The organism is Candidatus Rickettsia tasmaniensis, assembly GCF_036857515.1.
Taxonomy (GTDB): Bacteria; Pseudomonadota; Alphaproteobacteria; order Rickettsiales; family Rickettsiaceae; genus Rickettsia; species Rickettsia rickettsii.
In genome coordinates this window covers 1-20,820 of record NZ_JAQCNX010000037.1, presented here as the reverse complement: position 1 = coordinate 20,820, position 20,820 = coordinate 1, and the positions used below count along the sequence as shown (strand labels likewise).

The following is a 20,820-nucleotide window of genomic DNA, read 5'->3' as shown; positions in this document are numbered from 1 at the left end:
GTTCCATTCAGAGCTATTTAATACTAGCCATGATAAATTACAGCAAGCTAAATTACTTTTAAAGTTCATTAATGACTCATTAGAAAGCTCCACAACGCCTTATTCTAATTTCTTACGAGATGAAACAAAATTATTATCTGCATATACGGACTCATATGTATTACATGAATATTTAGGCGAAATTAATACAGGTACATATTTTCACCAATTCATAGAAAAAGCTCAAAAAAATCATCTAAATTACTTAGGTGATACGTCGCTTACTGCAATGTTTATCGGTAATTTACCTACTCAGGCAGCAGAAAAACTACAAGCCGTTAATGATATTGTTCGTACTGAGCAATATATGGATTTTATCACTAATAGAAAGTTCCGCTCGACATTATTATGTCATCAAAACATACCTATAAACAGAAAAATTGAATTTAATAATTTAAAAGAGTGTTTTACTAGCCTTAATATTAGACCGGTAATTCTAGAAAAAGCTGTTGATTTAACTAACGAACAGGAAAATGTTAGCTTCTATTACGAAAATTTACCTGAGCCTTTTATTTCAACTACTTCGCCGATCATGAAAGCTATTTTATATGTGTATGCCGAAAATATTAGCAATCCGATAAGCTTAGAACAAGTAGCAAAAGAAGCTTTTAAAAAGCTTGGTAAATATCAATTACAAGATTTCTTAGCAGCATTAGAACAGCATTTTATCATATTCATTTTTCAGGGTTATCTCAAAATATTTGAGACCAAACCTCATGCTATAGCAACTATCACCGAAAAACCTAAAACTAGCGAATTTGCAAGATACCAAGCAAAACAAACACATTTTAATAATGTAACTAGCGTGTTTAGCGTCACTAATAGACTTAACGATATGGTAGGTATACCGATACATGAAAAATATATTTTAGAAATGTTAGACGGTACGCATAATATTGATGATATTAAGAAAGGCGTTCTTGAAAAAATTAATTCAAAACTTTTAACTGCTCGTGACGATAAAGGACAGGAAGTAACAGATCCAAAGTTATTAAAAGAATTTGTTGACTATGTAGTTAATACATCCCTTGAGAAATTCCGGATAAATTATCTGTTAGTAGAGTAATTAAAATGTTCGTGGTCAAGTCTGCTTTGTTGCATGGATCAGCTTTTCCGTTATTGCGAGTAATCGTAGACTACAGCCAATCCATAAAAATATAATCCGAGTAAATGAAGAGTAGCTATACGAAGCTCAACTTGGAAAAGAGCAAGGAGCCTGTAAGCCGAGGAGCGGAGCATATACTTAATACGTGAGCATCCGAGGACTTACAAAGACGACACAGCCAATTTTTCAAGTTGAACGAGTATAACTATGCTACTAATTTTTCACGCAATACTTCAACTAACTTATTAATTGCTTCGGTTGGGTGGATGTTTTCAAGGATAGCAAGCTCGCCTGCAAGTCTATTTAAAGCTGATTCGTAGAGTGTTCTTTCACTGTAAGAACGATCATTATCAACATTTTTATGTAAGTCCCGTAATACTTCGGCTATGGCTACAATATTACCTGAGTTAATTTTGCCTTCATATTCTTGGGCTCTTCTACTCCACATTCTATTTCCTTGTTTTGGTTTACCTTGAAGAGTTGAATATATGACATCTAAGTCTTTTCTGCTTGCAACCGCTCTAAGACCAACAACCGCAGCTCTACTAACAGGCACTTTTAATGTCATTTTATCCTGCGAAAAGGAAATTACATATACTTTAATTTCAGTACCTGCAATAGTATGATATACTATATTTGTTATTTCACCAACTCCATGTGCAGGATAGACAATTCTCTGCCCTATTTTAAACTCGGATTTTTGTTCGGATTGTGTTGTATTTGCCATTATTAATTCCTCCGTAGTGGTTTTAGTGCCTAAGAACTTAATGTTAGACTATTATTTTCTATAGCATAGCACATTTTGCTTTTATTATAAAGTAGAGATTTTTATTGAAATAAAATTGATACGATCTTATTGTAGATAATATTAATAAGTATAAAGGAATAAATATGCGAAGTATTTTTATTGTACTAATATTTTTATTATTTTTGAGTAGCTGTTCAGAAGAAAAAGCACAAGATAAGAACCATGAGGAAAAACAAATAATAGAGCACGAAACTCTACAAAATAACGAAACTTCTAAAGAAACGAATCAGGAAGCCGTAAATTCTGAAAATACGGCTGAATCAATAGCTCCTGCTAATGATAATAATCAGACTGATGAAGTAACGCCGGCTTCACAAGAACAAAAAAATCCCGCAATAAAACCTGTTAAAGTCACTTTTAAAGTTGATGATAATGATATGGTTCTCGGTAACAAAAAATCAAATGTTATAGTAGTCGAGTATTTTTCTCCTACCTGTCCGCATTGTGCTTATTATCATCAAACAATTTTTCCAGAACTTAAGAAAAAATATATTGATACTAACAAAATTGCATATGTGGTTCGTGAATTTATTGCTACTAAACAAGATTTAGATGCTGCAATTTTAGCCCGCTGCAAGGGGGATACAAATAGTTTTACACAACTTCATAATATCATATTAATACAACAAGATAAGTGGGCATATAGCAATAAATACAGAGAATTATTAACTGATATAGGACAACTTGGCGGTATTTCTCCGGAAGAATATAAACAATGTTTAAATAATGATAAAATTACTGCAATACTAATTGCTAATACCAATTTTGTAGCAAAAGCACCCCAATTTATAGGTACTCCTTCTTTCTTCGTTAACGGAGTACAAACAGGAAGTTATAGCATAGATACTATTTCCACAGCAGTTGATAAAGCTTTAGAGGAGCAGAAAGAAAAAGCAGAAAATGAAATGAGCCTGTAATTTAGATCGTCATTGCGAGCAGTCGTAGACTGTGCGGCAATCTCGTTAAATATCCTGAGATTGCTTCGTCGACGCCTATGGCGTCTTTTCGCAATGACAGAGATAAACTAATGAATACGGAAAAACTAAAAGATATCAAAGCAAGAATTAAAGACTTAAAAACTCCTAAGTTTTTTAATCCTAAAATTCGGCAAGAAATTAGCCCGTTCACTATCGCTGTAGATTTAGTTTCAGGTACAATGGTAGGTGTCGTAATTGGAATATTTACGGATAAATTTTTTAATTCTAAACCTTTATTTCTTATTATATTTACAATAATAGGAATGATTGCCGGCTTTAACATTATAAGGCAAAAAGTAAATAATAAAAAGTAAGGAAATGACTCATAGCCCTTTAGCACAATTTGATATCAAAAAATTAATAGACATCAAAATGTTCGGTTTTGACGTCAGCTTTACTAATTCAAGTATCTATATGTTACTTGCTAGCATCTTAGCTCTAACTTATTTTTACTTAGCTTTTTATAACCGGAAATTAGTACCTTCTAGATTACAAGTGAGTGCTGAAATAGTTTATAATCTTGTAGCTGATATGTTAAATCAGAATATAGGAGTAAAAGGACGTAAATTTATTCCGTTAGTTTTTAGTTTATTTATTTTCATTTTATTCTGCAATTTACTTGGTATGACACCTTATAGCTTTACTGCTACTAGTCATATTATCGTTACTTTTACCTTGGCAATTCTAGTATTTTTAATGGTAACTATAGTCGGTTTTGTAAAACACGGCTTACGTTTTTTAACCCTTTTTTTACCGCACGGTACTCCTTTATGGTTAGCACCGTTGATGATAGTAATTGAACTATTTACATATTTAGCAAGACCGGTTAGTTTATCATTGCGACTTGCCGCTAATATGATGGCGGGACATGTTTTATTAAAAGTAATAGCCGGTTTTACCGTTTCATTAATGATTTACTTGAAATTTCTGCCAATCCCTCTTATGGTAATACTAATTGGGTTTGAAATTTTTGTTGCAATACTTCAAGCTTATATTTTTACTATTTTATCTTGTATGTATCTTAATGATGCTATTAATTTACACTAGGCTTTTTGCACAACGAAGCTAATAAAGCGGAATTTGCAGGAAACACGAAGTACAGAACCGCAGCGTACAAAAAAGTACGTGAGGATTCGAGCATCGGATTGACGTACAAATTCCGCTTTATTAGCTTCGTTGTGCAAAAAGCCTATTATACAGATAATTAGATAAAATTTTTTGATTAATTAAAAGTGAGGTTTTTTATGGACATGGTTTCTTTAAAATTTATTGGTACAGGACTTATGGCTATCGGCATGTACGGTGCAGCTTTAGGCGTTAGTAATATATTTAGCTCTCTACTTAGTTCAATAGCACGAAACCCTTCGGCTACAGAAAACTTACAAAGAATGGCTCTGATCGGTGCAGGTCTTGCTGAAGCAATGGGACTTTTTTCCTTTGTAATTGCTATGTTACTTATTTTTTCTTAAAATTCATTTTTAAATAAGATGCCTCCATTTGATATTGCTACCTATTATTCACAAATTTTTTGGCTTATCGTTACTTTCGGCTTATTGTATATCTTTGTTTATAAATTTATAACTCCAAAAGCTGAAGAAATTTTTAATAATAGACAGACAAATATTCAAGATAATATTACGCAAGCCGATACATTGACCATAGAAGTAGAAAAGCTAAATAAATATTATAACGAGGAAATAGACAAAACAAATACTGAAATAGATAGGCTAAAAAAAGAAAAAATAGACTCTTTAGAATCAGAATTTTTAATTAAAAAAAAGAATCTAGAGCAAGATTTAAAAAACGCTATAAATCAAAACATTGAAGATATAAATTTAGCTGCTAAGCAATTTAGAACTAATAAAAGCGCAGCAATCATAAAGCTTGCCGTTAATATTATTGAAAAAATAGCCGGCACTAAAGCAGATATGAATTTACTACAAAATATAAAAGTAAAATAATGAATTTCCTAGATGAGAGCTTCTGGCTTGCCGTTAGTTTTGTAATTTTTGTATATTTAGTTTATAGACCGGCAAAAAAAGCCATTTTAAATTCTTTAGATGCTAAGATTTTAGAAGTCCAAGAAAAAGTTCTAAAAGCTGAAAAGTTAAAAGAAGATGCTGCTTTGCTCTTTAAAAACACCAACGCACAAATAAAGAAATTAGAAACTTTACGCTCTCAAATGATAGAAGAAAGTAATGAAATTACCAAGAAAATCATTCAAGAAAAAACTAAAGAAATTGAAGAATTTTTAGAGCATAAAAAATCTGATGCTATACAGTTAATGCAAAACCAAAAATCAACCGCAAGTAAAGAGCTACAAGATGAATTTTGTGATGAAGTGATAAAACTTGTATCCGAATATTTTCAATCAGTTAAGCTTTCAGAAAGCAACATTGCTAAAAATTTAATGGATAAATCTGATTTTCCTCAAGATGAGGGTAAAGCTACATCGCCACACTAACCACTAGCTAGCAATTTATTTAAAACTGCTTCATCATTCATACCCGTAATATTGAGCCATCAATAAAATATTCAGGATGTTCGTTTGTTATCTTATTTGTTAATTCAGGATAGGCTCTAACAAATTCTTTTATACAAGTGAAGTTTTTACTAGAGCTGTTAATCGCTCCTAAGCAAATCGCTTCAAAACATAACATTTTAGCTATTTCTATATTTTTAAGGTCAGATAAAAAACTCCTAGTTGTTTTGCTAAATATCTATCGCTTAAATAGCCTTTCACCCCCCCAATTTCCTAAGATTGAGAACTTACTATTCCACTTATCTTTAGCAGCATTAATATATATTTTATTTAAAACATTCTTTTATATTTTTTGTTTAATTTCTAATGTAACTTCCTCAAAATCGCCTCTTTGTAATATAAACTCCCTAGTTTCATTATTTTTTATAAATTCTGGTGCAATTTTTTTGAGATAAGTTTTTAGCCTTGTAGTGACCTAAACCTAAAGTTTATACGTACATTAAATAAGATTGTTTATAGAACTCTATAGCTTCGTATGTATTATCTAATTTTCATAAATCACTCCGATATTATTAAGAGAGCTAGCAATAAAAGAAGGATGAACTAATTCATGATCGATTTTTAAAGCTTTCTTATAATATTTTAACGATTCTTCAAATTTACATAATATATATTCATTATAATAACCCATTTTTTGATATAAATTTGCCTTTCTACATTTATCAATTTCAATATCATCATTTAATATTTTTACTACATGGAGATAAAATATTTTAGAATTTTCCCAGTCTTCACTTGGAACATCTGTTAATATTGGAAATAAATCATCTAAGATTTCTGCTAGTCTTGTATAAATCTCTTTTTCATCTATCGCATGTTCTTTATATTTATTTATATATTGCTTTGTTATAAATTGCATTAATCTATGTTTGTAAGCCGGCTTGTCTATTTTGGTATGTTAGATTCATTATCGATAATGCTTCTAACCTTTTTATAGGTTCTTATAGCTTTTCTTCATCTATTAAAAATAATTCTTTGAAAATTCTCTATACTGATAAAATCAGGGTCTAAATCTGCAGAATATTGTAATATCTGCCAAGCTAAAGGTGATTTTTCTAATAATTGTAGTAATAAAACGGTTTCTATATGATCATCTTTGCTATTTTTAAAGTAATTAATGTAATCATTTACTTTAAGTAATTTATTTGCTTTTAAATATGCTACTGCTTTAGATAGCCTATAAGGTGATGCAGCATCGTTACTACCAAAGTCTTCTACTAATCTATCAATATCTTTCTTGTTTAATCTATTTTTTAGAGATTTCTTTAAATATAATATCGCTTCTTTTTTACTAAAAGACTCTAATATAATATTTTCATCACTTAAATTATTATCTTTAGGATTATATTCTATGCGAGGCCAATCTAGTACTTCCTCATACTTTATAGGTTTACCGGTTTTTGGATCAAAAGCATCTAGCATTGGATCAAATAAATAACCGGATAATGATAATCCGCCTTCTAACAAGGGAGCATAGTTTTTAATTAGCGGTGTTTTATTTAATATATTTATTATCTTGCCTGTATGCTTTGGAGTAATTTTAGGAAATAATCTATATGCTTTATTAATATGCGGATTACAGACATTTACAAAATTCGGAGCTGATAAATAAGTTGTTATATTTAAAATTTTTACGTCAAAGATAGTTTCATGGCTATACATCTGCGGCTGAAGATTTTCTGTAGTTAAACCCGGGCTATCGAATGTGATTGCCTTTGCTTTTGGATAATGAAAATCTCTATGAGCAAAATATAAACTAAGCTCTGCGAGCCATACACCTAAAGAATGACCTGTGAAAGGTAAATTATAATTATTCTCTTCAGCATATTTGGTAATCTCCTTTGTAGCTTCATATGCAGCCGCTTGCTGGCCACTATCTGTCCACCTAAAATACTTTTAAAATGAGCTTTAAACGGTGAATTAGTTTTGAGCAAATCTAATTTTTCAAATGTAGTACCTCGATAGGTAAGTACCATTTGTTTTACTTTTTCATTTACATATGCTACTGCGTAATATCTACCTATTTCAGGCTTGTTAAATATTTTCTAGTCTTTTAATTGTTCATTTCGGGTTTTTTGACCTTTTCATTATTTTCTTTTTCTACAGCAAACTCTATAATATCATTTTCCGTAGAATCCATATAAGCATGTAAACTAAATACACCATGGACAAAGTCGGTAGGGTGGTGCTTATAGTGTTGATTATTTAAGATAATTTTACTTTCAATCTTTTGTACAAGCTCACTAGAAGCATTAGGCATCTTGCCCCAGCTTACATTACCGATAAAATTATTATTTCGGATTTTAGCAGCTATTTCCTCTAGCTGCGGAAGCATTAAATGTAGATTGCTAAAATCTAAATGAATAAATGAAGGGGCATGCTTTTCTAGACACACTATAATTGTTTGATAGTCACTTATAGTTTGAGAATAATTAACTAGATTTTTTGAAGAAAACACATCTGCTTTCATAAATATACTTCATAAAATTTTATTAGTTGTATTGTACAATTCTAATTGAACTGAACTTTGTGTTCTCAACCGAATTTTTTGAAGCATTATAAATTAAAAGTTATTATTTTCAACTATTATTTTTATTCTGAATTTAAAATTAGATTATTTAAGATCTTATATTATAGGGGAATATAGAATGGTGACCCCTACGGGACTTGAACCCGTGTTCCCACCGTGAAAGGGTGGTGTCCTAACCGCTAGACGAAGGGGCCTTAATTTTAAAGTAGGCAATATAGATATATTAGTCATACCGTGGCTATGACTACGGCATGACAGTAAGTTAGAAGTTTTATACAACACCTTTGCAAATATTGCAAGTATAAAAATTATAGGTTTACCTTAAGCTTAACACTACCTTGATGACTTCTATAATGTTTATTTAGATAATAATTATAATCCAACGAAATAGTAGTATTTTTGATACTGCCTATAATACCCGTTCCTAAATTATAGGATGTTTTCGGTTGCTTCGGTATTAGATAATCATGTTTGAATGTATTATCAAATATTTTAACAACTCTATTTATTCTTTGGGTTTTCTCTTTAAAATTATGTTCTACCGCTCCTTGGAATGTTAGACCTAAATTATTAAATTTTAGAGCATCTTTTAAAGGTACTGTGACTTTAGTACCAACAATTCCGGACAATATATTATTCTCTTTCATTGTAAGAGCTATTTCTTGTACGTTAACACCGGTTTCATTATATACCCCGTCTCGTGACTTCCCGTATCTTAAGCCGATATTCGGGGTAATAACGAGCTTGCTCTGCAAAAGATAATTATAATTCAGTAATGCTTCCGCATTATAACTATGATTACGATGTTTTACATTACTTCTAATTTTAGTATCACCATATGAATAAGTTGTTTTATCTTTAATAAAGTTTTTAGAAGCAGATACTAAAGCTTGTAGTGCAAAATTCTTCGGTAATTCTTTTTGTCCATAAATAGAAATCACATGACTATTAATAAGTTCTTTATCATTATTTTTACTATTTTTAAATTTAAATACTGAATGAACATTACTATAAGCTATACCTACGATATTATTGTCGATTTCAGCATCGAACCCGATAGTAGCACCTTTGTTAGTACCTCTATAACCGGTCATATTCTCAACGCGTCCATGATTATTAGTACCGTACATACCACGCATCCACAAACCTCTTTTTATATGAAACTCTTCTTCATCACCGGCTCCCACTGCTACCATATTATTAGACATATTCATAGATGCATCTAATCTGTTACGAATCATATTATTTACAATAGTATTAACAACTTTCGCTTGATTTAAAGTAGGAGCGTTTTCTGAAATTTGCGTTTGCATTTCTTTTTTTGCTTCCTGTTCAAGAGGAATAGCCGTATCAACTTCCGTTATTTTAAGATTACACCCATCGGAATCGGATAATTGCCCTATTGTTTCTTCTTCCTCTTCAAACCCTGAATCATAACTTTCTTCATCTTCGCTACCATCACCTAATGCTAAACATTCCTTTTCTCTATCGTCACTTAATGCTAATGCACACTCATTACTTGATGCAAGTGCAGGTAATGAAGATAATTGTCTACTTACTTCTGTATCTTCTTGTTCTTCATCTCCTGCAGGTAAGGTAGATTCTGATTTACCATCCGACACTAACATTTCTTGTGACAATGACTGAGCAAGAATATCTGCAGCTTCTTCGCCTGTATACTCCTCTAGAAGTAACGAAGAAATTTTTTCATCATGTTCTTGTAATCGTGCATTTATTGCTAAAAGCATTTTTTCATCTAATTCCTCTACATCCTGTATACGATTACTTATAGAAGCCATTGCTTCTTTAATATGATTAAGTTCCTCACTTCTAGAACTTGAGCCAGGCAATTCTTCTATTTTTTGTATTTTATTGCTTAATACTCTTATATAGGTATCTACATAATCTTTATCAATTTCTATTAGAGTATCTACTGGAGTTACAACATCATGACTACTCAAATCATCACCATTAGAGAAGCTGTTTATGCTACCAACCGAAGATGAACATGAAAATACCGGCTTACTCTCAGTTACCTTAGGTTTAGATTCAGTATCTAGATGCTTTATCTCCCCTTCTAACCAAATCTTTTCTTTTGACATCTCAAATACTTCGAGCCTTAACTTCTTAAATTTTGGATCATCGTGATTTAAAGTATCTAACTCCAATTTCTTAGCTTTATAATCATTGGCTATTTTTTCATGTTTAGATTTTAATTCCCCTAATTTCATAACATTAGAATTGTTTAAATCCTCTAAGCCACTAACCGAAGGTGAACGGGATAGATTTGATTCTGCATCACTAAGTACACTGCTTATGTCATCAATTGAATAGGAACGTGATATTGTTTCTGATGCTAAATTCTCATAACTAACCGACTCATATATAGTAGACAAATTAGATAATGGCTGCGTACCTTTTTTAATAGTACTATCAACCAAATTTAGTCTACCTTGTGATCTATCAAGTAAAGCTTCAGCTTCTTTTAGTACCTCAGGGGGAGCAGTATTATATATTGAAGTATCTACATCTGTAAGTTCTCTTACTTCTGATGCTCCTAGTTGTTTAAGTTTGTTTAATAAATAACCGCGTGTATTTATATCACGAACTTTATTAACCTTTAATACTACTTCTTGATATTGATCATTATCTAAATAAGGTAAAGATTTGGTTATTGTTGGATCTATTGATTCCTTAGGTACTCCTGAAGAGCTTATGGAATTTATAGCATTTATTATAATATTTTTATGATCTTCTCGAAATTGTTGAGCTTGCGGAGAGTTATATAGTGACCCTACATTTATAGGTGGGGTTACAGCTAAATTTTTTGGTAAGCTATTCATATTAGCAGTCGGCATAGAATGGCTATTTCCCCAAGCGTGGCCAAATTCTCCCTCTTGATCTACTGTTCTTTGCTTTGAGGTTTCTCCATCTCTTTTCTTTTTTCTGTTCTCTGCATTATTTGTTTGCAAAATTGACCCTACTTTTGATACAACTCTCTTCATTATATTACCTCGTTTTTTCTTACTAGAAACTAAATAGGTACTTTCTTCAGTTAAAGTTTCTTGAGGTGCATAATGTAAATCTAACCCTAGATCATTCTGCACACCTAAAGTTTCGGTACGCATTTTTTCTGATTGCAGTTGTTGTTCCGGAATACTTTCACTTACATTATTTTTCCTCGATGAGTCACTTTTAGCAACCGTTGTATTTTGTGTTGGCGTTATTAAACCAAGAGTTTCTATAGTTAACGTATCAGGTTGTTTTAGATTCTGAACGAACGCGTCGCCAGCTAAATCTAAATATTCTAATCCTCTTTTGTCAAGCTTTGGACTTGAAGAATATGGTGCAAGGTTTTTCCAATTTTTGTCAGATCTCAAGCTTTCATCTGTAGTTGTGGTTTGTAACAATGCTGATTTTTCTTCAAAATTTGATGATATTACACTTTTAGCTGAAGACGAGTGTGATAATACTGGAGTACCGCTTTTTCTTGAATTCTCTTCATACTCTGCATAAGACTGAAATATTTCCGCTTGCCCATATACTTTTTGAGTTTCCGGAATTCTAGCTTGCTGAATTTCATATAATTTCACGAACAAACCTTCATATGCCTTTATACTGGCAAGATGTGCAATCTCACCTAATTTTTGATTAAATTGATCCGCACTTAACTTTCTCATTTCTGTTGCTAAACTATCTATTACACCATCTATTTGAGCTTGATTTGACTGATTTGGCTGTATGCCATTCAAATAATTAATGTATTGTGAAGCCTTAGCCTCGTACATATCTTTTGAATGACTTGGAAGCTGTCCAGATACCTTTGAACGATTTTCTTGTATATGCTGCTGCATACCTAACACCAGATTACCTTCTAATGAACTATTCACATTAGCAGCTTGCGTATACGGCATATTTCCCCAACCTGAAAATCTGACATCTTCATCTGTTTCTTTACCTAAAGTGCCGCTTGATAAGCTCCCCAAGCCTGAATCCATACTTTTAGGGTCCTCTATTTCTTGACTCGGCAATATTACTGTATAAGGTTGCTGCTGAACTTTTATTGGCATTAAGTACCCCTCTTCATCCTCTGGTTGTTCACCTAAAATTCTCTGAACCCCATGACTTAATGGTATGGTTGGCCTTACTTTTGGCAACTGCTTATAAGTAGAACCGGTAGAACCATTATAAACAACAGGAGTTAATAACTTTAGATTATCCTCTAGTTCAGAATAACCATTCATTTTATCTTGCATGGCTCGTAATGCCGTTCTACTTGTTTCTTTTTTCGCACTAGCAGCTACTTCTTTAGCTTTATCTGCTGCCGTTTTTATAGCTTTTTCTTGTTGCTTTATTTCTGATAACTGCTTTTGTGCTTCTTGTTTTTTCTTTTCTCTTTCTGTTCCAGCACTACTTTCACTACTTTTTCTTGCCTTATCTCTGCTTGATTTATTTTTATTAAATACACCGTGCCGAGCCTCATTAATTCTTGCTTGCTGTGCCTGGAACGCACTAACTTTGGTTGACGCCGTTGTAACCGGAACTGTTTCCTGCGATTTTATCGAAACTTTATTTGCTGGAATATCTATTTTTTCTATTTTCTGAAATAATCTATTTGCTTCATTGTTTTTACTTGTTAACTCTTTTTCAAGTTTCTTTATTTTATCTTTATTTTTACCTATTTTGATTTTTGTTTCTATCTCTTCAGCTCTTGACTTGAGTGCTTCTGTTTTTTTTTGTGCTGAAGTTAGCTGCGTATACAACTTCTGCAATGGTTTTTTATTTTTTTTACCTGTGGTATCTTCAATAGCCTGTGTTACTTCAGCTAACTTGATTCCTATCATCTCATTAACTCGTGATATATTACTTACCATTCCTGCTGCAATTCCAGTACTGCTTTTTTTTGTAGGCAACAGTACAAATGTCGGCTTCGGAAGAACTTCTGGTTTAACCTGTGAGCTAGATTGCACTGCCTGTTGTTGCGGGTCGCTACTGCTAAACGATAATCTTCGTGCTGCCTTTGAGTTTGTGTTTGGTGGTGTATTAGCTCCTAAACTATCATTTGGTTTAGAATCTAGAGTAGGCTGATACGAAGTCGCCGGTGTTGATGATGGAGTACCAGGTGCCGTAGTATAATGTTCAGGTGATATCAGGGTAGTATTTGGTGTATTAGGTACAGTGACAAAACTATTTGAAGCTGAGCTAACAGTAGGCGAAGACGCTGTTATTATAATCTCTGGTTTTTGAGGCATTTGTTCTGTCGATTCAGGAGTATTTTGACTTTGTTCTGTTTTTTCAGTGCCTACAAATGTTTGGTATCTAGTAATTGGTCGTACTTTTCTTGCTTTCCCGACATCAGACTTACTACGTGCTACTACTTTATAATGATCCTCTATAGGAACATCTTTTAATGAATTAGATGCCTTAGGTTTGTTAGATATTTTCATTTCTCTTATTTCAGATGGAGTATATGTGTTTATTTCTGGTTCCGGTATAATTACTGTTCCTATCTGCTGCGGGGTCTTTGTCGTATCTTTGTTTTCGTTTAATTGTGACAAGTTATTCAACAATTTATTACTAAGATCGGTACGAAATGCTTCTTTACTCATTGCCATACCCTCAAAAGGTATTGCAATTATTGCTCCTACTGAAATAGAGGCAAGCAGAGAATATTTTAAAAATCTTGATTTTTTTAGTAAATGTTGTTCTGTTAACTTATTCATTACAAATATCTCAATTTAAATTATATACATAAACATTGGACATTATAATAAATAAGTTAATAAAAAGCAATATGATAAGTTAATTTATCTTAACTTATAATTATAAATAATTATAATATAAGAGAATTGTGTTCTAATTATTGAAAATATAACAGATATGACGTATAATGCATTTTTAACTTTTGATAGAAAATACTACAATATTTTAAAATAACTTTGGAAACAGAGTATAATAATTTAAATATTTGGTATTTTGTTAGTTTTATTTACGGTATTATTGTTTATTTTTCGCTTGATTTTGAGCTTTCATTTACAACAATTTTTTCATTTTTTGTGTTTTTAATATTAACCTTTACTAGAAATTCTAATATATTTTTACAGTTTACTTACTGAATGATTATTGCTTTTATTTTTGGCATATTCATCTCTAAATATCGTGTAACAAATTTACATAGCGAAATGCTTTATAAAGCTATCATCACTAAAATTAGCGGTAAAATAGAATTCGTAACTTACAAAAAGTTAAAATTAGTATACCGAAAAAATATATACAAGAAATTAGGGTAAATAACCGAATTACTTTGCTTGCTAAGCTCTATAAGCCGCAAAATAGTATACTACCCGGGGGTTATGATTTTGGTTTTTACTCTTATCTATCGGATATTGGAGCAAACGGCTATGCGATGTCTGAGCCACAAATTATAGAACGTAATGAAACAAATTTTGATAGTTTTATTTATAGAGTGCGTTCCTATATTTATAATAATTTAATAGAAAAGCTAGGAAAAGATAAAGGGAATTTTGCAGCTGCAATATTACTTGGCGAGACGAAAGGTTTAAACAGGCAAATAATGCAGGATATGAGGCAAAGCGGTATATCACACGTACTTTGTGTTTCAGGATTGCATCTATCTTTAGTCGTGATGATTATTTTCCTTACTACAAGGTTTTTATTAAATCTTTCAAATTATTTGGCATATAATTTCAATATAAAATTAATCTCTGCTTATTGTTCGCTAATAGGAAGCTTTGGTTATTTAGAACTAAGCGGTATGCAAATAGCAGCGACTAGAGCTTTTATTACTGCTGCAATTTTTATTTACGGTATTATTATCGGACGCTCTTGCTTTCCCCTTCGTTCACTTGCAATTGCGGCTTTTATAATATTATCGTTAAATCCCGAATATATTTTTCATCCAAGTTTCCAATTATCTTTTATCGCCGTATTATCGCTTGTTGCCGGTTATGAATTTTACTTAAAGAATTCATGGTTACTTGAAGAAAAGAAAGGCATTTTTGGAGCAGTAAAATTTTATACAGCCTCAAATATTTATTCAAGCTTCTTAGCAAGCATCATAACGGCACCTGTAGTAATTAATCAATTCTTTATATTTGCTACTTACTCAGTACCAGGCTAACCTCATTGTCGTTCCGATAACGTCATTTTTTCTTATGCCGCTTGCTTTGTTATCTCTGCCTTTGACCATGATCGGGTTTGATAACTATATCCTAAAGCTTATGGGATTCTTTATTGATATAATAATAAAATCAGCCGCCTATTTTAATAGTTTACCGGCTGCTGTATGGTATTGCGGTTATATTACCAATTTCAGCATATTACTCTTTTATTCGGCTTTTTTGGATTTGTATATGGAAAACTGCTTGGCGTTTGCTTGGTCTTGCAATCATGGCAATATCTTTTATATTTATGTTCTACTCCCCAAAGCCGGAATTAATATTTGATGCAAATCATATGGCGGTAGGCGTTAAAAATAGAGAAAATAAACTAGTAATACATGCTGATAAAATACCTACTTTCAGTAGAACTTACTGGGCTAATTGGTTTGGACAAAAAGATAGTATGGTGTTACCTTTAGAGAATAATATTTTTTAACCAACTACGGACAAAAAATTGTCATTAATAAAGATAATCATTGTGAGAAAGCCGAAATTCATATTAATCTCAATTATAAATCTAAATGCCGCGGGAGCTTAATAACGATTAATAAAGATTTTTTAAAAAAAAGCCCTGTTATACTTATCTTTTGCAATAAAAAGGAATGTACGGTAAAATCTTAGTACCGGACTGTTTTTGTTCTATGTCATTCCCGCTTGGCATTGTTGCGTGGATAGGTTTATCCGTCATTGCGAGGAAAAACTGTAAGTTTTGACGAAGCAATCCAGTAAAAAATGCTAGTTTTTAACATGTTTTTATTATTTTTCTGGATTGCCACGCTCCTTACAGTCGCTTGCAATGACGACTCAGTATCCACACAACAATGCCAAGCGGGAATGACATAAACGAACCATATAACAAGGTCCAGCTTTTAGCTAGGATGACATCAAAGTCTTTTTAAAAACTATCCGATACTTTAGGTAAAATCGAATAATGCAAGTTACACACAAAATACTAAAAATCCCCTCAAAAGAATATAGAAAAATCTTGAGTCTCTTAAATGAAAAAGGACAAGCAAGACTTATAGGCGGCTGCGTACGTGATGCGTTACTAGATCTCTTGCATAACAAAGCTAATAAAGAGGAATTTGAAGGAGACACGGGACGCAGAATCGCAATGTACATAAACGTACGTGAGGATTCGAGTACCGGATCGACGTACAAATTACCTTTAGAAGCAAGTGATCCAAGAAATCGACTTGAGAAAGGTAGCTACGATATAGATATAGCTACTAATTTGACACCTAGTGAAGTAACAAATATTTTATCTGGAGCTAAAATAAAAACTATTCCGACCGGTTTAAAATTCGGCACGATTACGGCTACTTTAAATAATGAAAAATTTGAGATCACGACTCTTAGGAAAGATATTGAATGTAACGGCAGACATGCCAAAGTAATATTCACCAACGATTTTGCCGAAGATGCCGCAAGACGAGATTTTACTATTAATGCTTTAAGCTATTGTCCCTTTAAGAACGAGATATATGATTATTTTGAAGGGTTTAAGGATTTGCAGCAGGAAAAGGTTGTATTTATAGGGGAAGCTCTAGATAGAATTAAAGAAGATTATTTGCGAATTCTACGCTTTTTTCGGTTTTCTAGCTATTATGCGAATCAGCTTGATGATGGCAGCTTTAAAGCATGTAAAGCTTTAAAAGACGGCTTAAAAACTTTATCACGAGAGCGAATTAAAAGCGAAATGGATAAAATTATTGTTTCAAAAAGAGCAGCACAAATTTTAAAAGCTATGTTTGAAATAGGAATATTAGAACTAATATTCTCTATCCAAAATTATGAAATAAAATTTTTTGAGCAGGCAAATGATTTTAAATTAGAATTAGTTACTCTATATGCACTCTTATTATATTGTCAAAAAGATTTAAATTTAAAGATCTTTCTAGATTGGAAATTCTCAAAACATGAAGCAATGCAAATATTATCAATAACGAACTTTCTGAATGACGCTAAATTTAACATGAAAAAAATTTGGTTTGAAAAAAAGAATTATAAGGAATATTTATTAGCAGCTAGCATAATCGGTAAATTAAATCATTCACAAGTAAAAGAATTTATCCTTAAATATGATACGTTATTACGTCCTAAATTCCAAGTAAACGGTAATGATTTGTTAAATATGAATATAGAAAAAAAAGAGATAGGAGCAAAACTAGAATATCTAAAAAATTTTTGGATAGAGCAGGATTTTAAACCTAGTAAATTAGAGTTGTTGGCGAAATTATGAGAGCTAGTACGTCAAACCGTCATTGTGAGGAAAAATTGAAAATTTTGACGAAGCAATCTCGTGCCAAAATCCTGAGATTGCCACGCTCCTTTCAGTCGCTAGCAATGACGATTTGGTATCAACGCAAGCAAGCCTTCGCAGAGATGACATACCTAGCATTACTATTCCTTACATTCCTCAGCCTTACTAGCTATGCTAAGCCTAAGATAGTTGTAAGTATTACGCCAATCGGCAGTATTGTTTCGATGCTTGTTAAGGATAAAGCGGATATCGAGAGCTTAGCTATTAGTAGTGACTGTCCACATCATTATAATTTAAAACCTAGTGATTTAGTAAAAGTCAAAAATTCTGATATAGCAATTTATATTAATGAACAATTTGACGGTTTTGCCGAGAAATTAATTGATAATCATAGCAAAAACATTATAAAAATCAGTGATATTAAATCTTTAACCACTATAAAAGATAATTGGCATATTTGGCTTGATCTTAATAATGCTGTGATTTTACTACAGGAATTTGCACGAATATTTAGTGAAAATTTTCCTGAACTACAAGAAGATATTAATAATAACCTTTCAACAGCACTTAAAGAATTAAATAAACTACAAGAGATTAAAAATAATGAGCTTGCAACGATAAAAGACGTAATTTTATTAAGTGACAGTAGCGAGTATTTTTTTCTTAATACTAATATTAAAACTGCAAAATTATATAGCGAAAGTCAAAAAAGCCTCCGATATATAAGCAAGCTAGAAGATTTAATTAAAGAGTCTAATAACAAATGTCTTGTTTTAAGTAATGAACAAAATTCACGATTATACGACAAATTAAACGCTAAAATAATAATATTAAATAGCGAAAACTGGAATGTACAGAATATAGGTTCCAACACTTTTCAGAATCAATATTTACAAATGATTTATCAAGTTAAAAAATGCATCCACTAAATAGCGAAGAAGAGACAAAGAAGCTTGCAAAGCTTTTAGCACAAAGCTTAAAACCAAATGATATAGTTTTACTTAACGGTGACCTTGGAGCAGGTAAAACATTTTTTTGTCGTGAAATTATTAAATATTTTTGCGGTGAAAATACAAGCATTATAAGCCCGACTTTTAACTTACTACAAACGTATAAAGCATCTAACTTCACTATATATCACTATGACCTGTATCGTCTTAAATCACCTGAAGAAATTTATGAACTTGGATTTGAAGAGGCATTAAACGGCAATTTAATTTTAATAGAATGGTCTGAAATTATTAAGCATTTACTTACTCCGCCTTTAATCGAAGTAAATCTAGAAGTATTAGATAATAATAAACGTTTATGTAGTATAATAACAAATCATAAAGAAACTTCCCTTATTGATTTTTTACAAGATTCTCCGCTATTCGATACAAAACTTGATATTCAAAGAGATAAAAGCCCTACTAGAAAAGTTAAGTTATAATTATAAACTATTTAATTTTTCTTATAAATAATTTATAAACTTCTCCATCATTTCTTTTTCCTATAAGAAAGATATTTAATATCTTATTTAAAAAATCCTTACTCTCTTCCTCTGATAAAAAACCGCTTTTACTCGCATTTTTTGCTTGCATTGCCCAATACATATCTTCAAGCTGATTAAATTTCTCATATTCTTCATGTGATATAAGCACAACTATGGGCTTACCGTATTATTAATATCTAACTAATCAATTGTCATGTAATAAAAACGCCTTTTCAATAGGAAGTAATTTTAATTCCGGTAACATCGGCATAATTAAATCTATTCCGGCTTTTTCGTTACTATTACCGTGTACCAATATAAAAGAACCATTTTGAACTTTTTCGCCTTTAGCAAGCCATGCATTACTCCCAAGCGGAATAAATCCCAAATCTTTTAGTTTTTCTATTAATGTTTGATCGGAAACTAATCCAGGAAAACGAAAGAAAGGTGACGGAGCAATATTATAACTTACTAATATTTTCCCTGCTTCTAATACTTCATTTTCAAAATCATCTTTATTGGAAAGAAGGAAATTATCTTCAAGAGGTTTATCTTTAAAATAAGGATGACTAAATGAATGATTAACCCATGTTATTTGTAAATAACCGTTTTCTTGTTGTTTTAATAACCATAAGAATTCTTCTGTATGCTTATTAATCCATAATCCTGAAACACATATAGCAATCGGAATAGGTTTATTTAGTTTGATCGATAATTCTACGAGCTTTTTAAAAAAATCTTCTTCAAAGCTTTTGGAAGAAGGACACATGTCAATTGTCAAGAACTGTCCTTTTACTTTATACATGCTACTCGTAGCACCGTAATTTTGTTGTATATAAGGTGCAGAGCTATATTTATTTAAAACTTAAATATACGGAGTTTTACTTAATTTTTTTAGAAGATTTTCTTTTTCTATTTTATTCGTAGGTAAAATTACCAGCTCTTGTAGGACTATTTCAGTTTTAAAAGAATTCGGATCTACTAAAACGAAATATGATTTTTCATTATTTAAATAAGAACGAATAGCAATTCTTATTTTTTTATTTCAGCAATTACAGGCAAAAATACCGGTTTATAATCAGTTATAATTACTGCTTTTTCACTTGCATAGCTTAAACTAAAAAACAAAATTACAAAAATAAAACTTAAAATTCTTTTAATTTATTTGTCTCCATAACGCTCGTATAAAATTCCGCAATTTTCTCTTTTACAGCTAGAGGATCGTTCATTAAATTAACAGCACCTCTAAACTCTGCTGAATTCGGTAAACCGCTACTATACCAGCCAATATGCTTACGTGCAATAGGTACGCCCACAGATTCACCATAATAATCAAGTATTGCCTCATAATGCTCGGTTACGATATCTAGCTGCTCTGCTATAGAGGGAGCAGATTTTTCTTCACCTGTTTTAAGATAATGATCAATTTGTGAAATAAGCCAAGGTTTGCCATATGCTCCTCTACCGACCATAATACCGTCTGCACCGGATTTTTGTAGGGCTTCTTTTGCTTTAGCAAAATTAGTAATATCACCGTTAGCAACAACCGGAATCTTTACCGATTCTTTAACTGATCGTATAAAATCCCAATCGGCATTACCAGAATAAAACTGGCATCTAGTTCTACCGTGAACGGTAACCATCTGAACACCTGAGCTTTCAGCAATTTTGGCTAAAGTCGGAGCGTTTTTCGTATTATCATCCCAACCCATACGCATTTTAACGGTTACCGGCAACTTAACCGCTTCAACGGTAGCTTCAAAAATTTTAGCTGCCAGCTGCTCATCCCTCATTAGAGCCGAGCCTGAATAACCGCCTACTACTTTTTTCGCCGGACAGCCAAAATTAAGATCGATAATTTTTGCCCCCATACCCTCATTCATTTTAGCAGCTTCTGCTAT

General features: G+C 31.8%; 18 protein-coding genes, 1 tRNA gene and 5 pseudogenes. 14 read left to right on the top strand and 10 right to left on the bottom strand.

Annotation, left to right across the window (positions count from 1 at the left end):
* A partial coding sequence (locus O6R16_RS07280) for a methyltransferase regulatory domain-containing protein (RefSeq protein ID WP_499680615.1) occupies positions 1-1,105 on the top strand: 1,105 nt, incomplete at its 5' end.
* A 131-nt stretch (positions 1,106-1,236) separates the two neighbouring features.
* Positions 1,237-1,339, top strand: a pseudogene (locus O6R16_RS07275) (palindromic element RPE5 domain-containing protein).
* A gap of 10 nt (positions 1,340-1,349) precedes the next feature.
* Here O6R16_RS07275 and O6R16_RS07270 read toward each other — a convergent pair.
* On the bottom strand, positions 1,350-1,871 hold the full coding sequence (locus tag O6R16_RS07270; RefSeq protein WP_499680614.1) for a CarD family transcriptional regulator: 522 nt from the start codon (positions 1,869-1,871) through the stop codon (positions 1,350-1,352).
* A gap of 164 nt (positions 1,872-2,035) precedes the next feature.
* On the opposite strand from O6R16_RS07270, the gene O6R16_RS07265 reads away from it, so the two are divergent.
* The 7 genes and pseudogenes from O6R16_RS07265 to O6R16_RS07235 all read left to right on the top strand — a co-directional run bounded on the left by O6R16_RS07265 (position 2,036) and on the right by O6R16_RS07235 (position 5,393).
* Positions 2,036-2,869 (top strand): DsbA family protein, encoded by an 834-nt coding sequence (locus O6R16_RS07265; RefSeq protein ID WP_499680613.1) that lies wholly within the window; start codon positions 2,036-2,038, stop codon positions 2,867-2,869.
* Positions 2,870-2,979: 110 nt separating this feature from the next.
* Entirely contained in the window at positions 2,980-3,243 is a 264-nt protein-coding gene (locus O6R16_RS07260; protein WP_499680617.1) for an AtpZ/AtpI family protein, read from the top strand.
* Between the two features lie 4 nt (positions 3,244-3,247).
* Positions 3,248-3,976 carry a F0F1 ATP synthase subunit A gene (locus tag O6R16_RS07255; protein WP_499680612.1) on the top strand — a complete coding sequence of 243 codons (729 nt, stop codon included), beginning with the start codon at positions 3,248-3,250 and terminating at the stop codon, positions 3,974-3,976.
* A gap of 5 nt (positions 3,977-3,981) precedes the next feature.
* Positions 3,982-4,086, top strand: a pseudogene (locus tag O6R16_RS07250) (palindromic element RPE1 domain-containing protein); the annotation flags it as partial.
* A gap of 87 nt (positions 4,087-4,173) precedes the next feature.
* Positions 4,174-4,398 (top strand): F0F1 ATP synthase subunit C, encoded by a 225-nt coding sequence (locus O6R16_RS07245; protein WP_010976714.1) that lies wholly within the window; start codon positions 4,174-4,176, stop codon positions 4,396-4,398.
* Between the two features lie 18 nt (positions 4,399-4,416).
* Positions 4,417-4,890 carry a F0F1 ATP synthase subunit B family protein gene (locus tag O6R16_RS07240; RefSeq protein ID WP_499680611.1) on the top strand — a complete coding sequence of 158 codons (474 nt, stop codon included), beginning with the start codon at positions 4,417-4,419 and terminating at the stop codon, positions 4,888-4,890.
* Positions 4,890-5,393: a F0F1 ATP synthase subunit B gene (locus O6R16_RS07235; RefSeq protein WP_499680610.1), complete on the top strand. Its 504-nt coding sequence runs from the start codon at positions 4,890-4,892 to the stop codon at positions 5,391-5,393. The genes O6R16_RS07240 and O6R16_RS07235 overlap by 1 nt, the downstream gene beginning before the upstream one ends.
* A 562-nt stretch (positions 5,394-5,955) precedes the next feature.
* Here O6R16_RS07235 and O6R16_RS07230 read toward each other — a convergent pair.
* The 6 genes and pseudogenes from O6R16_RS07230 to O6R16_RS07205 form a co-directional block, all read right to left on the bottom strand.
* A complete protein-coding gene (locus O6R16_RS07230) occupies positions 5,956-6,138 on the bottom strand; it encodes a tetratricopeptide repeat protein (protein ID WP_499680616.1) in 183 nt (60 codons plus the stop codon).
* A gap of 287 nt (positions 6,139-6,425) precedes the next feature.
* Positions 6,426-7,133 carry a hypothetical protein gene (locus tag O6R16_RS07225; RefSeq protein ID WP_499680609.1) on the bottom strand — a complete coding sequence of 236 codons (708 nt, stop codon included), beginning with the start codon at positions 7,131-7,133 and terminating at the stop codon, positions 6,426-6,428.
* A 48-nt stretch (positions 7,134-7,181) separates the two neighbouring features.
* Positions 7,182-7,307 (bottom strand): annotated as a pseudogene (locus O6R16_RS07220) (lipase family protein); the annotation flags it as partial.
* A gap of 217 nt (positions 7,308-7,524) precedes the next feature.
* On the bottom strand, positions 7,525-7,941 hold the full coding sequence (locus O6R16_RS07215) for a hypothetical protein (RefSeq protein ID WP_499680608.1): 417 nt from the start codon (positions 7,939-7,941) through the stop codon (positions 7,525-7,527).
* A gap of 179 nt (positions 7,942-8,120) precedes the next feature.
* Positions 8,121-8,195 (bottom strand) — tRNA-Glu (locus O6R16_RS07210).
* A gap of 114 nt (positions 8,196-8,309) precedes the next feature.
* Positions 8,310-13,724: an autotransporter domain-containing protein gene (locus O6R16_RS07205; protein WP_499680607.1), complete on the bottom strand. Its 5,415-nt coding sequence runs from the start codon at positions 13,722-13,724 to the stop codon at positions 8,310-8,312.
* Between the two features lie 860 nt (positions 13,725-14,584).
* Between O6R16_RS07205 and O6R16_RS07200 the strand changes: the two are divergent.
* From O6R16_RS07200 to tsaE, 5 genes and pseudogenes are all read left to right on the top strand, one after another.
* Positions 14,585-15,308, top strand: a pseudogene (locus O6R16_RS07200) (ComEC/Rec2 family competence protein); the annotation flags it as partial.
* Between the two features lie 103 nt (positions 15,309-15,411).
* Positions 15,412-15,618 (top strand): hypothetical protein, encoded by a 207-nt coding sequence (locus O6R16_RS07195; RefSeq protein WP_499680606.1) that lies wholly within the window; start codon positions 15,412-15,414, stop codon positions 15,616-15,618.
* A 495-nt stretch (positions 15,619-16,113) separates the two neighbouring features.
* Positions 16,114-17,424, top strand: a complete 1,311-nt coding sequence (locus tag O6R16_RS07190) for a palindromic element RPE1 domain-containing protein (protein WP_499680605.1) — start codon at positions 16,114-16,116, stop codon at positions 17,422-17,424.
* Entirely contained in the window at positions 17,421-18,374 is a 954-nt protein-coding gene (locus tag O6R16_RS07185; protein WP_499680604.1) for a metal ABC transporter solute-binding protein, Zn/Mn family, read from the top strand. Before O6R16_RS07190 ends, O6R16_RS07185 begins: the two co-directional genes overlap by 4 nt.
* Positions 18,362-18,877 (top strand): tRNA (adenosine(37)-N6)-threonylcarbamoyltransferase complex ATPase subunit type 1 TsaE, encoded by a 516-nt coding sequence (gene tsaE, locus O6R16_RS07180; RefSeq protein WP_499680603.1) that lies wholly within the window; start codon positions 18,362-18,364, stop codon positions 18,875-18,877. The genes O6R16_RS07185 and tsaE overlap by 13 nt, the downstream gene beginning before the upstream one ends.
* 7 nt (positions 18,878-18,884) lie before the next feature.
* On the opposite strand, the gene O6R16_RS07175 is transcribed toward tsaE, so the two are convergent.
* The 3 genes and pseudogenes from O6R16_RS07175 to dusB all read right to left on the bottom strand — a co-directional run.
* The gene (locus O6R16_RS07175; protein ID WP_499680618.1) at positions 18,885-19,088 is read right to left on the bottom strand and encodes a hypothetical protein; all 204 of its coding nucleotides are present in this window, start codon (positions 19,086-19,088) and stop codon (positions 18,885-18,887) included.
* Positions 19,089-19,124: 36 nt separating this feature from the next.
* Positions 19,125-20,080: pseudogene (locus O6R16_RS07170) on the bottom strand (polysaccharide deacetylase family protein).
* On the bottom strand, positions 20,065-20,820 hold a 756-nt coding region (gene dusB, locus O6R16_RS07165; RefSeq protein WP_499680602.1), incomplete at its 5' end, for a tRNA dihydrouridine synthase DusB. The gene dusB and the pseudogene O6R16_RS07170, both read right to left, overlap by 16 nt.